Raw genomic sequence first — 18,023 nt, 5'->3', positions numbered from 1 at the left:
TACAACATTTTCGGAAATGTTGCCAACATAGCCGGGGAAAAATCCCGTAATGACGACTATGTTGCGAAAAAGCTACTCCCCTTTGGAGATATCCTCTTGTAACTACATACTACTGAACACGAAATGGTGTGTCAATAGGTTACATGAAATTTATGTGAATGAGACAAGCTAAAAAAGATGTACTCAAGTAAGGAGGAGTTGGGGAACGTGGATGAACTTCGGCGAAGTCGTCTATTTGCTGCTGCTGTTTGGCTCATCGCACTTTTGGTCATCGGCAATCTGCTGTGGCTGCTCCGCCCAGTCCTGTCACAGTTTTTTTCGCTCATGAAGGAAGTGCTCGTTCCCGTCATTCTTGGACTGGTCATTGCTTACTTACTTCATCCGATCGTGCAATTACTGGAGAGACGAAGGGTCCCGCGATTAATGGCAGTGTTGCTCATTTATGGATCGTTCGTATTGGTGATTACCATTGCGATTATTAACGCGATACCCGTTTTCACGAAACAATTGGTAGAGCTGGCAGACGATATTCCTCGTTTGATGGATTGGTATTATACATGGATGAGCGAATGGGAAGCACGGAAATATTTCTTGCCAGATAGCATCTCGAAGGGCGTGGATCGGGTGATCATCCAGTCGAATGAAGGGATGTCCCATTCGGTAGCCAAAATTGTCGATAACGCTCGTCATTCAATGGGAAAGCTGTTTGCCTTTGCCATCGTTCCGTTTATCGCATTCTATTTTTTGAAGGATATGAAGCAATTACATGAGACGGGTATGTCGATTGTGCCAAAGGCTTATCGCAAGCAAGTGCTGATCGTCCTGCGGGATATTAATGAATCCTTGGGAAAATACATACATGGACAAATGATTGTAGCGCTAATCGTAGGTGCTTTCGCATACATGGGCTACAAGTTGATCGGCATGCCGTATCCTTTTGTACTGGCTGCATTCGTCTGTCTGACCAACATCATTCCGTACATCGGGCCATTAATTGGGGCGGCACCGGCAGTAGTGATCGCCATTACGATTTCCACCAAGACATTACTACTCGTCGTCGTAGTCAATCTCATCATCCAAATCGTCGAAGGGAACATTTTGTCACCCAACATCGTTGGTCGTTCCTTGCATTTGCATCCACTACTCATTATTTTGGCTCTGCTTGTAGGGGAGACGCTAGGAGGCATCATCGGACTGATTGTTGCTGTCCCTATTCTTGCCGTGTGCAAGGTGATCATCAGCCGAATCGCTGTCATGATGCATGAAAGTTGACAGTGATCAGGAAAAATATTTATAATATGGACAAAGCGATTTATGTGAGATCAATGAGGGAACGAGTATGTTGCAGACCTTTTACAGAGAGGACGCTCCATGGTTGAGAGAGCGACCAAAAGAAGGGCAGCAGAAGGCTACTCCTAAGACCGGGCAAAAACCGGCGGCTTGGCACCGTTAGACGTCACTTAAGCGACAGGCGTTGGCTCAGATACGTGTAGCGAGCCTGTAAGCAGGGTGGTACCGCGAGAAAATCAGTTCTCGTCCCTGAGGGGATGGGGGCTTTTTTTATTTTTTTAAGAGGAGAATGTAGATGAAGAAACTGACAGGCAATCAAATCCGCCAGATGTTCCTCGACTTTTTTGTAGAAAAAGGACATCGCATTGAGCCTAGTGCTCCATTGGTTCCAATCGACGATCCTTCCCTTCTGTGGATCAACAGCGGTGTGGCGACCCTCAAGAAATATTTTGACGGCCGCATCATCCCGGACAACCCGCGCATCACGAACTCGCAAAAGTCTATTCGTACCAACGATATTGAAAATGTAGGACGCACTGCTCGCCACCATACCTTTTTTGAAATGCTGGGTAACTTCTCGATTGGTGAGTATTTCAAGGAAGAAGCGATTGAATGGGCATGGGAGTTTTTGACGAGCCCAAAATGGATCGGCTTTGATCCGGAGCTCTTGTCCGTTACGATTCACCCGGAGGACGAAGAAGCATTCGAGTTGTGGAGCAAGAAAATCGGTGTTCCTGAAGAGCGAATCATTCGACTGGAAGGTAACTTCTGGGATATCGGAGAAGGCCCGAGCGGACCGAATACGGAGATTTTCTATGACCGCGGAGAAGCATTCGGAAACGACCCGAACGATCCTGAGCTGTACCCAGGCGGGGAGAACGAGCGTTATCTGGAAGTGTGGAACCTGGTATTCTCCCAGTTCAACCACAACCCAGACGGTACTTACACGCCGCTGCCTAAGAAGAACATCGATACGGGGATGGGTCTTGAGCGCATGGCATCTGTCATCCAAGGTGTGGACAACAACTTCGAGACAGACTTGCTGTTCCCGTTGATTGAAAAGACAACAGAAATCTCCGGTGTGAAGTACAAAACTAGCCCAGAGCTGGATGTAGCACTGAAGGTTATCGCTGACCATGCACGTACCGTTGTGTTTGCTATCGGTGATGGCGCGCTTCCATCCAATGAAGGCCGTGGCTACGTCATTCGCCGTTTGCTCCGTCGTGCCGTACGAATGGGGAAAAAGCTTGGCGTAGAGAAGCCATTCCTGTACAGCTTGACTGAGACAGTAGGCACGATGATGGGCGAATTCTACCCAGAGGTTGTTGAGAAGCGTGCATTTATCGAAAAAGTCATTCGTGCCGAGGAAGAGCGTTTCCACGAAACACTGAATGATGGCCTGGCGATCCTGTCTGACATGGTGAAGGCAGCCAAGGAAAGCGGCAAGACTCAACTGTCTGGTCAAGATGTGTTCAAAATGTACGATACGTATGGATTCCCTGTTGATTTGACCGAAGACTTCGCTGATGAACAAGGACTTGCGATTGATCGCGATGGATTCGATCAAGCGATGGAAGAACAGCGTGAGCGTGCACGTGCAGCACGTCAAGATGTAGACAGCATGCAAATCCAAGGTGGTCCATTGTCTGATTTGACGGTTACGAGCCAATTTGTTGGTTATACTGAATTGGTAGCAACAGGTAAAGTGGAAGCGATTATTTTGGACAACCAATTGGTAGAAGAAGCAGAAGAAGGACAAACCGTTCAAGTCGTTCTGAGCCAAACGCCTTTCTATGCAGAAAGCGGCGGTCAGATCAACGACGAAGGCTTCCTGATTTCTGATGTGGTGAAAGCACGCGTGACTGATGTTCAAAAAGGACCAATGGGTCAAAATGTACATTCCGTCATCGTCGAAGCAGGTACTCTGCGCAAAGGTGATGAGATTCGCGCGGAAGTGAATCGCGAAGCACGTTTGGCTATCACGCAAAACCACACAGCGACTCACTTGCTGCACCAAGCACTGAAGGATGTTCTGGGAACGCATGTAAACCAGGCGGGTTCCTTGGTAGCACCAGAGCGCCTCCGTTTTGACTTCACGCACATTAGCTCGATTACGCCAGAAGAACTGGAGCGTATCGAAGCAATCGTGAATGAAAAAGTGTGGGCAAACCTGAGTGTTGAGATTGCCAACAAAGCGTTGGCTGAGGCAAAAGCTATGGGCGCGATGGCGTTGTTCGGTGAAAAATACGGCGACGTTGTACGTGTTGTAAAAGTTGGGGAGTACAGCTTGGAGCTGTGCGGTGGATGCCATGTGAACAATACAGCTGAAATTGGTCTGTTCAAGCTGGTTAGCGAGAGCGGAATCGGTGCAGGTACACGCAGGATCGAAGCAGTCACAGGACGTGGCGCTTATCAGTTCCTGAACCAGCAGTTCACCACACTCAAAGAAGTGGCACAAGCACTCAAAGCACCAGTTCTGGCTGAAGCACCTGCACGTGTGGAAGGTCTGCAACAGCAATTGAAAGAAGTACAGCGCGAAAACGAATCCTTGCGTGCGAAGCTGGGTAATATTGAAGCAGCATCGTTGACAGATAAGCTGCAGCAAGTAGAAGGCATGAATGTACTGGCTGCACGTGTTTCCGCTGTTGATATGGACAACCTGCGCGGCATGGTGGATGAGCTGAAAAACAAACTCGGCTCCGCTGTGATTGTGTTGGGTGCGGTCGACGGTGACAAGGTGAACCTCGTTGCAGGTGTAACCAAAGACCTCATGGATCAGGGCGTTCACGCTGGCAAAATCATCAAGGAAGTGGCAACTCGCTGCGGTGGCGGCGGTGGCGGACGTCCTGATATGGCACAAGCAGGCGGTAAGGACCCATCCAAACTGCAGGAAGCACTCGATGCGGTAGCTGACTTCGTGAAGAGTCAAGCAGTAGCGAAATAGTACGATTGCACGAGAAATTTGTATAATCGACAAGGAGTAAACTGATTCCGAGTCGAATACAGAAAGAGTATCTAGTAATATTTACAAAATGAGTCTCAAAGGAAATCGAGGTGTTGGTTGTGAGTTCGTTGGATAATACCATGAAATTCACGGTGCCCAAGGAAGCGAATGCGGCGGATGTGCAAGAAACATTGACAGAGGTGTACAAAGCCCTGCAGGAAAAAGGATACAACCCGATCACCCAGATCGTCGGTTACTTGCTTTCTGGAGACCCGGCGTTTATCCCACGCCACAACAACGCGCGCAGCCTGATCGGCAAATTGGAACGGGACAAAATCATAGAAGAGTTGGTGACCGTTTACTTGTCAGAGCGCAAGTAGACCTGTACAATGACACGATTAATGGGATTGGATGTAGGTGACAAGACGATTGGAGTAGCTGTCAGCGATGAGCTGGGATGGACTGCCCAAGGGGTAGAGACCATCAAGCGACAATCCAAGGAAAAGGATCTTGCGCGCCTGATCGAGTTAGTTTCACAGTATCAAGTAGGGGCTTTTGTCGTTGGGTTGCCGAAAAACATGAATGGAACCATAGGCCCGCGTGCTGAAATGTGCCAAGCATTTGGCAAGCTTTTGGAGGAACGCACGTCTCTTCCTGTCCACATGTGGGACGAACGCTTGACGACGATGGCGGCAGAACGTATGCTGATCTCTGCTGATGTCAGCCGTCAAAAGCGGAAGACAGTAATAGATAAAATGGCGGCCACTTTAATCCTGCAGGGATATTTGGACGCGAAATCGAGGTGACCACAATGAGTGAAGAGATGATGGAAGAGTTCGAAGTGGGCGATGTGATCGCGCTGACCGAGGAAGGTACCGAGGAACCGCGAGATTTCCGCATCATGTACATTTTTGATATTGAGGACCGCAGCTATCTGGTGCTCGTACCAGTAGACCAGGAAGAGGAAGAAGAGTATGAGGTTCACTTCCTGCGTTATGATGGTACTGACATGCTCCAACCAATCGAGGATGATGAAGAGTGGGAGCAAGTAGAAGCTACCTTCGAAACCTTGATTGCTGATTTGGAGAAAGACGGAATTTAATAGATTCGTGGGAAGAGGGTCCGCAACCGGCGGGCTCTCTTTTTCGTCTCTTTTCGCCAAAATCACCCATACAGTGACAGCTGGATAAGCCTCTTGTATAATAGACGGGATGGAGACAAAGAGACCCTAAAGGGAGGATTTCTAGCTTGAAACCAATGTCAGCGAAGCCTGATTTTAACCCCGACCGTCCCATGATGCATCGACGCAGACGCGGCGGGCGAATCGTGATGTGGCTGGTTGCCTTGTTTATGGTATTCATTTTGGCTGCGGGGGGAGCAGCTTGGTACGTGTACCAGCAATTACAGCCGGTTGCAGGTGAACAAACGGTGAAGAATGTAACGATTCCGTCGGGTTCGTCCGTACAAAAAATCGGTACACTCCTGGAAGAACAAGGATTAATCCGAAATGCCGATGTATTTAACTACTACGTGAAGTATAAAGGCGTGGCGCCAAAATTAAAGGCTGGCGAATATCAATTTACAACGGGTCAAGCCATCGATGAGATGCTTACTGCCATGGTGGAAGGAAATACGGTGGTGAATGCGAACCGATTTACGATTCCAGAAGGCTGGAATGTGGAGCAAATCGCAGATCATCTCGATAAGGAAGGCATCGTCGAGAAGGCTGCCTTTTTAAAAGAAGTAAATGAAGGTAAATTCCCCGAGTATCCGTTTGTTGCTGCCATTCCAGAACACGCAGATCGAAAACACCGTCTGGAAGGGTATTTGTTCCCGGAGACGTATGAGGTAGACAAAGACGCTACGGCACATGATGTCGTTTCTCGTATGCTGGCACAGTTTCAAAAGGAATGGAAGCCAGAGTGGACGGAACAGCTGAAGCAAAACAAACTAACAGTAGATGAAGCGGTCAACCTCGCGTCTATCGTTGAGCGAGAAGTGACAGTAGACAAAGAACGCCCGCTCGTAGCTGGTGTATACTACAATCGGATTCGCGATAAATGGCCATTACAGGCAGATGCGACCGTGCAGTTTATTCTCGGCAAACAACGAGATCGTCTGACCTATGAGGATCTGAAAGTGAAAAGCCCGTACAACACGTACACGAATCCTGGGCTGCCACCGGGGCCTATTGCCAATCCGGGCAGAGCTTCACTTGAGGCAGTCGTGAATCCGGCTCAACACGATTACTTCTTCTACGTAACCAAAAAAGACGGTACATCCGAGCATTACTTCTCCAAAACACTGCAAGAGCATGAAGCCAATGATAAGAAAAGCAGGGGTAACTAATCTGGAATAATGGTAGTACTTTATTTAAGGATGAGAACTGCAACGGGGCATTCCCCATGTTGTTTCTCATCCTCTTTTTATTGGTGCGATTCACCTGGAATCTCGTGAACTGTGGTTCATTTCCCATCCATAGATTCTATCATTTGAATTAATTCTTCTTTCGTAAAGGATTTCTTTAAAAATTTCCTATTTCCAATTCCTACATAATATTGTAACCCGTCTTTTTGAAACATCATTCCATAAGCGATTGGAGAATTTGTTTTGAATAAAATTTTTGTACCATCTTTTAATGTATTAATTTCATCATTCACTTCTTTGTATTGCTCCAGATTTCGTTTTATTGGCGAAACGTAGATCTTAAGGAACCCGTTTATCGCTTCGCTTCGATAATATAACGTCAATCTATCATTATCAATAAAGCCATCAAAACCAGTTACTTCAAATGGAATCTTTGAGGGAACGAACACATTTTTCTGGAACTTCATTTGATATTCTTTTATTATTTTTGCCTCTTCCAATAGCGGGTTTGTACCATCATGAATGACTTTTATTCGTGAGATTTTACCGTTTTTTACAACTAGCTCCCAAATAAACGCAATTAACTCTCCACCAACCTCTCCTTTGAAGTAGGTAACAACAATTTTTGTATCTTCATATTGGGGTGTGGGGAGTACAACAAACTTATCTATCTGTGTTCTTTTCTTAATTTCGGGAATCTTTATCATTTCACTAATCAAGAAAGATTCTGCTGTAATCTGATCATTTTTGATTACATGTTCCACAAAATCATGAACGACTTGTTGGGTGCTAGCCAAAACAGGTTGTGAAATGAATAATACATGGAAGAAAATAACCAAAGCCAGTATAGACTCTCTTCTCATATTTATCACCTTTGGTTATTATCACCTACGTTAAATAGCTTTTATGCCAAATCATTTCAAAACAGGTTTCATTTATTGGAGTCAGTCTATAATTTTTGCTTGGGCTTCATTGTGCCCGGCATAGCCAAGGTTTCTCAAGGTATGCTATAATAATTCGGTTGTAACGAAAGAGGAGTGAAATCATGATTACCAATCCGGCAATTGACGACTATGTGTCAAGCCTGGTTCCCGAGCGTTCCCCGCTGCTCATGCGTCTGGAGCAGGAGGCGGCAGAGGAAAATATTCCGATTGTGCAGCTTCCGTCCGCTCAAGTTATGCGGATGTTATTGTTGCTGCATCGCCCCAAAGCGATTCTTGAAGTGGGAACAGCCATTGGCTATTCCACTATTTGGCTAGCAGAAGCTGCACCAGAAGCGCAAATTGTCACGATGGATATAGATGAAGATCGATTGGTGAGAGCACGGGCAAATATAAAAGAAGCAGGTTGTGCAGATCGTATTGAAGTACTCCTGCGTGACGCAACCTTAGGGCTACCGGAGTCGTATCAATTTGACTGCTTGTTTATCGATGCGGCAAAAGGACAGTATCGAGCATTCCTCGATTTGTATTTACCTCTTCTACGCGAAGGCGGTTTGGTAATCAGCGACAATATCCTGTTCCGAGGTCTGGTGGCTACCCCTGAAGAAGCGAGCAAGCGCCAGCGTCCAATGGTGGACAAGCTGCTTTCTTATAATTCACATCTGATGGAGTGTCCTGATTTGGAGACGACATTTATTCCAGTAGGAGACGGGCTGGCCATTAGTATGAAAAAGAAGTAAAAACATAGGGTCGAAAACGTGTAAAGCATCATGAGGAAGGGGACATGAAGCATGGGTAACCCCGTATTGATTGGGGTAGCGGGAGGCAGTGGTTCTGGTAAAACGACTGTAGCAAAGGAGCTGTACCGCCAGTTCCAAAATGATAGTGTAACGATGATCGAGCAAGATTCCTACTACAAGGATCAAAGCCATTTGAGCCCGGAAGAACGGGCATTGACGAACTACGACCATCCCTTCGCATTTGACAACGATTTGTTGCTTGTGCATTTGCAGGAGCTGTTGCAAGGAAAAGCAATCCAAAAACCGATCTACGACTTCAAGGAGCATAATCGCAAGCCGGAGCAAATCCAGGTCGACCCGAAGGATGTCATCATTCTGGAAGGAATGCTGATTTTAGAGGATGAGCGGATTCGCGACTTGATGGATATCAAGGTATTTGTAGACACGGATGCTGACGTGCGTATCGTACGCCGTATCGTACGTGACATAGAAGAGCGCGGTCGTTCCCTTGATTCCGTAGTTTCGCAGTACTTGAACGTCGTTCGACCTATGCATCTGCAGTTTATTGAGCCGACCAAGCGATATGCAGACGTAATTATTCCAGAAGGTGGATACAATCGGGTAGCGCTGGATCTGTTATCCACAAAGATCAGCAACATTCTGTTGGAGAAGCAACAATTCGCGAATAAATAATCATAGCGTAAAAGCAGAAGTGCACCGTGACATACGGTGTGCTTTTTTCTTTTCTCCTTGTTTCTCGCGCGGACATTCCGGCAATACTGGTGAAAAAAGCCAGGGAGGGAATTCGATGCAGCTGGATCGACGAATCAAAAGACGTCACTTTGTTGTACTGTTGTCCATGTCTTTGTTATGGCTGGGTCTGATCACGCGACTGTGGTGGATTCAGCTCGGATCACCTCATCGTTTTTCTCGTTATGGCGTAGATCTGGTAAAAGCAGCAGTCAAGCAAAGACAGCAGAGCATCGTGCTGCATAGCGGACGGGGTGATATCGTTGATCGAAACGGGTACGCCTTTACCGGAGAAGAGCATCTCGCCTTGATTTTGTTCCCATTGGCACGTGGGAGCTTGCAAGGAACCGATGGCTTGGAGCGATTAGCCAAAATAACCGGCGAGACCAAGGAGCTGCTGTCGGAGACGATGGAAAAAGCAAAAGCACCGCTTCTTATGCGTAAGGAGTCGGGCAAGCTGGTGATGCTCACTGAGCGGCAATCTGAGGAAATCAATGCACTTGCCATTCCTGGCGTTGTGGCTTTAGCGGTTACAGAGCGATATCGCGCTGATGAAGTGGCGAAGCATCTGATCGGCTTTATTCATAAAAATCCCAATATGGTGCAGAAGCTATATCCAGATGAATGGGCCAGCGGCAAAATGAATTCCGAGAGCACTGTGGGGGCATCCGGGCTGGAGCGGAGCTTTGATCGGTTTTTGCAGGGAGTAGAGCCGTCCGTTTTGTCCTACTATGTAGATGGGCACGGACAACCGCTCCGAGGGCTGGATATTCGTTATACGAAGCAATCGAATCAATATTATCCATTGTCGCTCACGACTACCTTAGATGTAGCCATCCAACGACGCATGGAGGCTGCCGCTGATCAGGTGGGGCTAAAGGAAGGCAGTATCGTCGTTTTGGACGTACAGACAGCGGATATTCTTTCAGCGGTTAGCCGTCCTGCCTATGATCAAACCAACGTGTCGGGAACTAAGAGCGACTGGAAAAATCGCACGTTTAAACAGCTCCCGCCTGGTTCTGTCTATAAAACAGTGGTAGTAGCAGCAGCCCTGGCGGAAGGAGTCGTTTCACCCATCGACCGTTTTACGTGTACAGGGGAGTATGGGAAGTATCAATTTTCGTGTTGGAAAAAAGAAGGGCACGGCAGTGTAACACTAGAAGAAGCGTATGCCCAATCCTGCAACATCGCGATTGCGCATATCGCCAATATGGTGGGGGGAGAAAAGCTGGAGGAATATGCAAAAAAGCTGGGCTTGACCACTCAGGTAGGGCATGTCACCCCTCAGCTGTTTAAACTCCATAACTTCAAGCAGCTGGATGGAGAAGAACCGGGCAGAGTTTTTGCAGAGGGTGTATCCCGCGACGATGAGGGCGTTCTGATTCAGAGTGCCATCGGTCAGCGGGATGTACGAATTACCCCCTTGCAAGCAGCGAACATGATGGTAACGATTTTGCGCGGCGGTCAAAGCTCGCAGGTGCGACTGGTAAAAGAGATCGCCTACCAAAATGGCCAGTCGTTCCACTCGTTTCCTGAGCAGGAGCTGTCATCAGATGGAATTGATTATGTGACTGCCAACAAACTGCGAAAAATGATGCGTAAAGTCGTCACCGAGGGAACGGGACAGATGCTGATGGATTCCGCTTGGCAGGTAGCTGGCAAGAGCGGGACTGCCCAAATCGGAGATGTGAATGGAAGCAACCATCTGTGGTTTCTCGGGTACGCTCCGTTAGAAGAGCCTCGTTATGCGATTTGTGTCGTGGCCGAAAATCAACCGAGCTGGGGAAAGAACCAGGCTATGGAGCTTTTTCATCGAGCTGTCGCTGAGCTTGCCGATCATACAGTTCAATCTTCCCAACCTCGCGAAGAGTATTTCCGAGGATGAAGCCTCTCGCGTTTATTTGATTATTTTTTCCTAGTCCGACGATCAGCATGAGGGGAGAAGAGGACATGTACATCGATTGGGACGCCTTTGACCAAATCGTTCTCTTATCACCTTTGCTGGGAGAAAGGCGTTTCACGGTATGGCTGTGCCAATCACCAATGTATTTCCATTGTCGATTTCTGCTTAATTTGCGGACGAGCTTATTAAGATGCGTGTCATCGAAAAAGATAGAATGTGGCTGGTGAATCGCATTTGGGCCAGGTTCACTCGCATAAGTAACAACCCATCTATCCTCCCCAAGTGGGTATCCCATCATGACCCCTCCTGTTTCCAGAGAGGGTTTTTTTCGTACGGCTTGCTCAATCTGTTTCCACGCTTTTGGTGTGATGTACAGCGTCGTCATGAGACGTGCGTCCCTCCTTGATAAAACCACTAGCATTTGCCTGATATCATATGTATGCGCATAGGGAAACGTCCCGGCGTGCAGTAAAGTTATGAACTGTCGAAAAAAAGATTGTAACTCATCCTCTTCCTTTCTATAATTTGAGTAAAAAGACGGAGACTGGAAAGGTTGATCGTATGCCTTTGGCACCTGTTGATCTCTCACTAATTGGGCAAGTATTGGCGGCTGATTTGTACACCGAGCAAGGAATTCTGCTGCTAGGACAAAACACGACGATCACGGCTGCCCATGTGATTTTATTGCAAAAGCAGCGAGTTCGTGAGGTTCACATTATACAGAGCCTTACGGAGGGAACGGGTGAGCAAGTAACTTCTCAACTATTCCAGCTAGATGCGGATTCTGAGTCAGTTGCTGCTTATGTACAAGCTCTCGATAAAACGAGACTCCTCTTTGATGAATTGACAGTTGGCGGGTCACCGAGTCTTGAGCATTTTTCCGACATCTTTTTTGATGTAGCAGAAAAATCGACGAAGCATTTGGGCTTGTTCCGGTCGCTGTACGTACTGGAAGGGGCAGACAGTTATACATACCGACATTCGTTAAATGTAGGCATTCTCTGTTCGCTGATTGCTCGGTTAATGAAATGGGATGAAGACCGAGTGGCATTTATGGGGACTGCCGGATTTTTACATGACATTGGTAAAATGCGTGTACCCAAGGAAATATTGCTCAAGCCAGGCAAGCTGAGCGAAGATGAATTTGCGATCATGAAGAAGCATACCGTATTCGGCTATGAAATGATCCGGGAGATGAAGGGTGGCTCCGAGCTGTTGGCCTTGTGTGCCTTGCTGCATCACGAGCGACTCGATGGTTCCGGTTATCCGGAGCAAAGAAAGGCCGAAAGCATTCCGCTCGAATGTCAAGTGCTCGCCATTGCTGACATGTTTGATGCGATCTGTTCTGATCGTGTGTACAAAGGAAGGACGTCCCCATTCGAGGCGGCACAGCTCTTGTGGAAGGAAGCCTGTAACGGGTCGTTGAACATTGAGATCGTCGCGCAGTTTGTCCGCTACATTGCATTGTTATATGTAGGCGCGAAGGCGAAGCTGAGTAGTGGGGAAGAAGTAGAAGTCATTTTAATCCATCAGGATGAACCGATGCGTCCGCTGGTACGAAGAATGGGCGAATTCCTGGATTTGCGTCATGAGCGCAAGCTGACGATTGAAAAAATGATCGGCTAGGGAAGAAAATAAGAAAAGGTGAAACCGCTCCCCAAAAATGAGAGCGGTTTCATTGTTGCTGATCTGTGAACGATTCTATGGAATGCTCGATCAGCTTGGCAGATTGTGACACAATGAAAAGGTGCATGATATACAAAGAACCCAAAAGAATCGAATCGTGCGCAATGGTAATAGAATACGGACTGCTCGAATGGAGGAAGCATATGATACGCAAAGCAGAACCAACAGATGCAGCTTTTGCTGCGCCTTTGATTTATGACGCCATTGGAGATATTGCACATACGTTGACAGGTGCGACTGAAAAGAATGAAGCGATTCGCATGATGGAAGAGTTTTTTGCAAAGGAAAATAACCGACTCAGCTACGAAAACGCAGTGATCGCCATGGATGGTGGTGTACCAGTAGGACTGGCGCTGTTTTATCATGGCAGCCAAACAGAAGCACTCGATCGTCCGTTTGTTGAGCATGTCCAACGTTTAACAGGTGAGACGATTACACTGGTAAAAGAAGCGAAGGACGACGAATTTTATTTGGATTCTGTCGCGGTAGATTCTTCATGCAGAGGGAAGGGGATTGGATCGCTTCTGCTGGATGCGTTTGAACAAGAAGCAATTCAGCGAGGTCACGATCGTATCGCCCTGCTAGTAGACGAAGAAAAACCACGTGCGCGCAAGCTATATGAATCGATCGGCTATCGTGAAGACGGGACGGTTGTTGTAAGCGGGCATAAATTAAGCCATATGGTGAAGGAGTTATCCGGTCAGGCATAAGAAAACGATTCAGTAACAAAAGACGTTTCCCATTGGACAAGCCTCAATAGTCCAAGGGAAACGTTTTTTTGTGGGCCTAGGTGTTAAATGAAGGCTGATTTTCTACTTGTGGTGCGGGGAGATAAGGGGTCATATCAAACTTCCATTCAAATTCACGGATTGGGCTGTACTTCCCTGTCAGGAGTTTCAAAATATGAGCTTCTGTCTCTTTACTCATGTTTTTGGAAGAGCCTGCTTCGTCGTACTGATTGCCGCATGCATACGCATAGAAAAACTCTTCCCAGCTGGAATAGGCGAATTGGATGTGCTTGGCTATTGCCAGCATGCGGTCTAATGCTTCAGCCTTGGGCAGATAAGACTGATCGGCGCCAACTTTGCAAATAATGAGGGACCAGGCGTAATCAAAGGCGGCAATTCCGGCATGGGGCAGTCTGATCATATTTGTATATACGACTAACTGGCGGGCTGTTTCGATATCGCCTTTTTTTAATGACTCGATGTAATTGACACGATTGGCAGCGCTGAGCGCAGTGAGGCGATGACGATGCTGATCAAATTCGGATCTTCGACCATGATTCAGCAACCAAGACAAGCGCTCTTGTGTTTTGGCGGCATCATTCGTATCCCACCTGTGATGGAGTCGATCCCTTAGAAACATATCACGCAGGCGGTGGTAGGCGTGAATCGCCAAATAATAGGCGAGCCGCTTCTGTGTCAAACAAACTGAGGAGAGAGCGTGCAAGTAGCGCTTTAGCTTTGGGTCGATTTCTATTTCTTCGCTTACTTTTGTCATTTCCTTTCTCTCTTCCTCCTTTACTGGAATGTCAATGCTTTGCGAGTTTTGGGAATCTCACGAATGATACGGATGTAATACAACATGGAAATCATCGCGAGTATGCCGAGTAGCCACGAACCCGGCCACCCTTTTTCTTCTAAATCAGTCTTGGCATTTATATATGTATCCGTCACAAGTGTAGCATTGTATGGATGCTTGCGCTTATCCAAGGCATTCATGATTACAGGCAGCATCTCTCCATCAGGTATAGCCTTGAGCGTTCCTTGCATGGTAATGGATTTATTGTCATGTATTTCTTTGGCATGGGCGTAGTCGGTAATGACGATTACCGCTTGGTTATCCAGATAGCCCACATTTACATAGCCGGTATCCGCATTTAACAGATCACGTTCTTCAGCCTTCGGAGCGGGAAGGAACTCGGCTTTTGGTTCCGGATGCTTCTCTTTGTCATAGACGCGTAGCATATTGATATAGGAAGCCTTAGTTAATGTAAATTCCACCTGGTAGCCGAGTGGCGTTTGTTTCAAATCTTCTACCGTTTTAATTGAGACCGGTTGGAACTTATTGACCAACGAGTAAAACATCTGCTCCGACGTCATATCCAGCTTGGCGGCTACCACAGCAAACATGGCGTAATGGAGTAGCAGGAAGAAAATGATCGTCCAAATGTTGCGCCTTGTGTATAAACCCCAAAATTGCTTGAACTTCGCCAGCTTCCCAGGAAGTCCGAGAGAGTTCAGGATTTTTTTTCTGGCTGCTTTGTCAGGCATGCTTACAGCCGGATCGGTATTCTTGCGAAACGGCGACTGAATCTGCGTTAAGCAAATCTTCGCGTCGATATCGGAGGGATTGTGCTGAAGCATCTCCTGAAAGATAGCTTGGGCCTTCTCCCATTCGCCCAGCTGTAGATAGCCTTTTCCAAGCAAGCTACGAGCCTCCCACAGTTCTGGCATGCGCGAGAGGACCTCCTCGCAATCACGTATGGCATCTGCGGGATCTCCCTTTTCGAGGTGAAGGCGAGCACGATACAAATAGGCATCGACGTTATCCGGATCAAGACGAATCAATTGATCAAAGGTATGAAAGGCACGGTTTTTATTTCCGGTTCGCAAAAAATATTCGCCCTGTAATCGGATTAAATCAGGATCAAAAGCGTACAGGGCATGTGCTTGTGCCAAAGAGGTTTGTGCCGTTTCCCAATCATTCTCCATGAGGGCAAAAAATGCATCGCTGCGTAATTCTAGAAAAGTTTCGATATCCAGGTCTGTGCTATTCTCAAAAGAGTGGTAGCGCAGGGTAAAGCTCTGATTGAGCTGTCCGTTTAAATAAGTAACGAAGCGTTCCGAGAGCTGGCTGGCGAGCTTTTCCGATTTCTCCCGCCATTGAAAATGCGAATCGAGCAGCTTCCATACGTCATAAGGCAAATGATAGTGCTCTTCCAAAAAGGAAAGAAAGCGCGTATCAATCAGTTGATGGCAGCCTACATTCCACATGGCCTCGTCATCGAGCAGCTCACGCCAGTTCTCGAGCTGGATACGTTCGTGATAGTTATCGTACAGCTTGTGTGTACGGCGGAAAAAGCGCTCCACCATCTCATCTGGGTTCATCGGTCGCTCAGCATGATCGTAGTTCTCCGAGAAATCATACCGCTGAGGAATGGAGATTTCTTCGTGAGGGACTACCTCTTGAGGCGGTTCTTCCAAAAACCTGTCAAACAAGGTGATCCGTTGTGGTGGATCGTAATTGGGTTTTTCTTCTTCTACTGGTTCTGAATGCCACAGCTCATAAAGCCGTCTTGGTGGCTGAAGGTGAACCGTCTCTTCTTCGGAATCGGTATTCGCCAGTTCATAGCGCTGTTTCGGCGGCTGAAGGTGTGACGTCTCTTCTTCAGAATCCGTATCCTCCAGCTCATCCAGCTGTCCCGGCTGCCTTGTTACCGGTAGGGGCCTCTCTTCGATGTAACGATTCCGATTGGTATTTCGCGTGTACTTCAGGGCGAGGTCATACGCCTCTCGCAGTCGCTGAACGCCTTCCGGATCAACTTCGGGATTGTGGATCTTCAGTTTTTTGGCATAAGCCTTCTTTATCTGGGCGGGATTGTCTGTCGGTTCAATCCCGAGAATCTCCCAAATCCCCATTAATACTCATTCCACCCTTCGAACATTTCCAGCTGCTGCTTCAATTCTTCTGCTGCTTTGGCGATGTCTCTTTCATTTTGTGTGAAGAGAACACTTTCAAAACGGCGCAAGTAATTCGCAATGATCATGCGGTCTTCCCCCAGGGCTTCCTCGAACATACGCTCACCTTTTGCCAGGAGCAAACGATTTTCGGTTCGTTCTCGGGGGTGAATCTTGATGTTTTGAAGTGCTTGAAAACGTTCCTCGATTTCCTTTTTAGACATGCTTCCCGGACTTTTTTCAATGATGGCCTTCGTTTTGACCCCTGAAGATACGACGGTAACTTCGACTTCGAGAATTCCGTTGATGTCATATGTATAGCGAACATCGATAGACTCCTCGCCCTTTTTGGCAGGAGGAACTTTTACATTCAGCTCGCCCAGCTTGAGATTATGTTCGACGCGACGGCTCTCCCCTTGATAGACGTCCACGAGAATAGAGCGTTGAAAATCGACCACGGTGTAAAGACGTTCTACCCGGCTGACTGGGATTGGCGTATTGCGTTCGATGATCGGAAAGAAATAGCCATCCTCGTGTTTGCCGTTTGCCATGGTTTGAACAATTCCTGTACCGAGGGTGTAAGGGCACACATCCGTCAACACCAGCTCGTTCAGTGCTTCGTTGCGGTCCTTGAGCGCTGCTTGTATGGCCGTACCCAAGGCGACAGCCTCATCAGGGTTAATATGGGAATAGGGCAAGCGTCCAAATATTTTGCTAACGACGGACTTGATGAGCGGCATCCGTGTTGCGCCACCGATGAGCACGATTGCGTCGAGCTCTCGAGGTGAGATAGAGGCGTCCCGCAACGTACGTTCAATAGGCTGACGCAGTCGTTGCAGCAGAGGAAACGCCAAATCTTCCAATTGATTTCGATTGAGCGTTGTTTCGACGAGCTCTCCATGGATATTGACGCTCATCTTTCCTTCTTGTTCAGAAAACAAAGCGCGCTTGCAGAGCTCAGCCTGTTTGTGGATGGACGAACGCGTTTTGCTGTCCAGAGAATGGATCTCCAGCTTATGAGATTCGATGAAATAAGAGGCGATCAGATCGGTAAAGTCTTCGCCCCCTAAAAAGTTATCACCGGCAATCGATTTTACTTCCATCACACCCTCGAACATCTCCAAAATAGATACGTCAAATGTTCCGCCGCCCAAGTCGAATACGAGGAACTGCGTCTCTGATTCTTCCTGATGAAGCCCGTATGAGATCGCAGCAGCAGTGGGCTCGCTGATCAATCGCTCTACTTTCAGGCCAGCCAGCTCTGCTGCTCGTTTGGTTGCTTTGCGCTGCGTGTCGTTGAAATAGGCCGGCACACTGATAACCGCTTCGTGAACGATGTGCCCTAGATGAGCCTCTGCGTCGGCCTTCAATGATTTAATCACAAAGGATGAGAGGTCTTCGGCAGATAGCGAATATCTCCCTAGCTGGTAGCGCTTCTCTGTCCCCATAAATCGCTTGAAAGTGGAGGCAGTACGATCTGGGTGAGTCAAGAGACGCTCTCTGGCGATTTTTCCAACCAACACCTCGCCGTTGTCATCTACGCTAACAACTGATGGAGTCAGGGTTTCCCCGAGTGCGTTTGGAATGAGCACGGGTCCATTCTCAGTCCAGTACGCGACTAGGCTGTTCGTCGTGCCCAAATCAATACCAATTGTGGTCATCAGTAAGGTCCTCATTTCCGTGTTTTTTCTACTAATATCGGCAAGATTAGAGTTTTTT

General features: G+C 47.6%; 16 protein-coding genes. 11 read left to right on the top strand and 5 right to left on the bottom strand.

Going from position 1 to position 18,023, the window contains the following annotated elements:
* Positions 1 to 207: 207 nt before the first annotated feature.
* The 6 genes from AB1L17_RS06345 (at position 208) to mltG (ending at position 6,583) form a co-directional block, all read left to right on the top strand.
* A complete protein-coding gene (locus tag AB1L17_RS06345) occupies positions 208 to 1,272 on the top strand; it encodes an AI-2E family transporter (RefSeq protein ID WP_412843742.1) in 1,065 nt (354 codons plus the stop codon).
* A gap of 313 nt (positions 1,273 to 1,585) precedes the next feature.
* Positions 1,586 to 4,234 (top strand): alanine--tRNA ligase, encoded by a 2,649-nt coding sequence (alaS, locus tag AB1L17_RS06340; RefSeq protein ID WP_412843743.1) that lies wholly within the window; start codon positions 1,586 to 1,588, stop codon positions 4,232 to 4,234.
* A gap of 119 nt (positions 4,235 to 4,353) precedes the next feature.
* Positions 4,354 to 4,614, top strand: a complete 261-nt coding sequence (locus AB1L17_RS06335; protein WP_007727936.1) for an IreB family regulatory phosphoprotein — start codon at positions 4,354 to 4,356, stop codon at positions 4,612 to 4,614.
* Positions 4,615 to 4,623: 9 nt separating this feature from the next.
* Positions 4,624 to 5,040, top strand: coding sequence for a Holliday junction resolvase RuvX (gene ruvX, locus AB1L17_RS06330; RefSeq protein ID WP_412843744.1), 417 nt, complete (start codon positions 4,624 to 4,626; stop codon positions 5,038 to 5,040).
* 5 nt (positions 5,041 to 5,045) lie between these two features.
* Positions 5,046 to 5,336 (top strand): DUF1292 domain-containing protein, encoded by a 291-nt coding sequence (locus AB1L17_RS06325; protein WP_005832492.1) that lies wholly within the window; start codon positions 5,046 to 5,048, stop codon positions 5,334 to 5,336.
* Positions 5,337 to 5,482: 146 nt separating this feature from the next.
* Positions 5,483 to 6,583, top strand: a complete 1,101-nt coding sequence (gene mltG, locus AB1L17_RS06320; RefSeq protein WP_412843745.1) for an endolytic transglycosylase MltG — start codon at positions 5,483 to 5,485, stop codon at positions 6,581 to 6,583.
* 116 nt (positions 6,584 to 6,699) lie between these two features.
* Here mltG and AB1L17_RS06315 read toward each other — a convergent pair whose 3' ends face one another.
* Positions 6,700 to 7,464, bottom strand: a complete 765-nt coding sequence (locus tag AB1L17_RS06315) for a hypothetical protein (RefSeq protein ID WP_412843746.1) — start codon at positions 7,462 to 7,464, stop codon at positions 6,700 to 6,702.
* Between the two features lie 182 nt (positions 7,465 to 7,646).
* Here AB1L17_RS06315 and AB1L17_RS06310 point away from each other — a divergent pair, with 182 nt between their 5' ends.
* The 3 genes from AB1L17_RS06310 to AB1L17_RS06300 all read left to right on the top strand — a co-directional run bounded on the left by AB1L17_RS06310 (position 7,647) and on the right by AB1L17_RS06300 (position 10,917).
* Positions 7,647 to 8,282, top strand: a complete 636-nt coding sequence (locus tag AB1L17_RS06310; protein ID WP_412843747.1) for an O-methyltransferase — start codon at positions 7,647 to 7,649, stop codon at positions 8,280 to 8,282.
* A 51-nt stretch (positions 8,283 to 8,333) separates the two neighbouring features.
* Complete coding sequence (gene udk, locus AB1L17_RS06305) at positions 8,334 to 8,975, top strand: uridine kinase (RefSeq protein WP_412843748.1); 642 nt, start codon at positions 8,334 to 8,336, stop codon at positions 8,973 to 8,975.
* Between the two features lie 115 nt (positions 8,976 to 9,090).
* Positions 9,091 to 10,917, top strand: coding sequence for a peptidoglycan D,D-transpeptidase FtsI family protein (locus tag AB1L17_RS06300; protein ID WP_412843749.1), 1,827 nt, complete (start codon positions 9,091 to 9,093; stop codon positions 10,915 to 10,917).
* Here AB1L17_RS06300 and AB1L17_RS06295 read toward each other — a convergent pair.
* Positions 10,829 to 11,320 carry a Mov34/MPN/PAD-1 family protein gene (locus AB1L17_RS06295; RefSeq protein WP_412843750.1) on the bottom strand — a complete coding sequence of 164 codons (492 nt, stop codon included), beginning with the start codon at positions 11,318 to 11,320 and terminating at the stop codon, positions 10,829 to 10,831. The two genes, AB1L17_RS06300 and AB1L17_RS06295, sit on opposite strands and share 89 nt — an antisense overlap.
* 176 nt (positions 11,321 to 11,496) lie before the next feature.
* Here AB1L17_RS06295 and AB1L17_RS06290 point away from each other — a divergent pair, with 176 nt between their 5' ends.
* Complete coding sequence (locus AB1L17_RS06290) at positions 11,497 to 12,561, top strand: HD-GYP domain-containing protein (RefSeq protein WP_412843751.1); 1,065 nt, start codon at positions 11,497 to 11,499, stop codon at positions 12,559 to 12,561.
* Between the two features lie 203 nt (positions 12,562 to 12,764).
* Positions 12,765 to 13,331: a GNAT family N-acetyltransferase gene (locus AB1L17_RS06285; RefSeq protein ID WP_412843752.1), complete on the top strand. Its 567-nt coding sequence runs from the start codon at positions 12,765 to 12,767 to the stop codon at positions 13,329 to 13,331.
* Between the two features lie 76 nt (positions 13,332 to 13,407).
* On the opposite strand, the gene AB1L17_RS06280 is transcribed toward AB1L17_RS06285, so the two are convergent.
* The 3 genes from AB1L17_RS06280 to AB1L17_RS06270 are packed head-to-tail and all read right to left on the bottom strand — an operon-like array spanning position 13,408 to position 17,965.
* The gene (locus AB1L17_RS06280) at positions 13,408 to 14,124 is read right to left on the bottom strand and encodes a DUF1266 domain-containing protein (RefSeq protein WP_412843753.1); all 717 of its coding nucleotides are present in this window, start codon (positions 14,122 to 14,124) and stop codon (positions 13,408 to 13,410) included.
* Between the two features lie 20 nt (positions 14,125 to 14,144).
* The gene (locus AB1L17_RS06275) at positions 14,145 to 16,265 is read right to left on the bottom strand and encodes a J domain-containing protein (RefSeq protein ID WP_412843754.1); all 2,121 of its coding nucleotides are present in this window, start codon (positions 16,263 to 16,265) and stop codon (positions 14,145 to 14,147) included.
* Positions 16,265 to 17,965: a molecular chaperone HscC gene (locus AB1L17_RS06270; protein WP_412843755.1), complete on the bottom strand. Its 1,701-nt coding sequence runs from the start codon at positions 17,963 to 17,965 to the stop codon at positions 16,265 to 16,267. Before AB1L17_RS06270 ends, AB1L17_RS06275 begins: the two co-directional genes overlap by 1 nt.
* Positions 17,966 to 18,023: the final 58 nt, after the last annotated feature.

It is taken from the genome of Brevibacillus jepli (assembly GCF_047229145.1).
Lineage (GTDB): Bacteria > Bacillota > Bacilli > Brevibacillales > Brevibacillaceae > Brevibacillus.
This window is presented reverse-complemented; position numbering and strand designations above follow the sequence as displayed.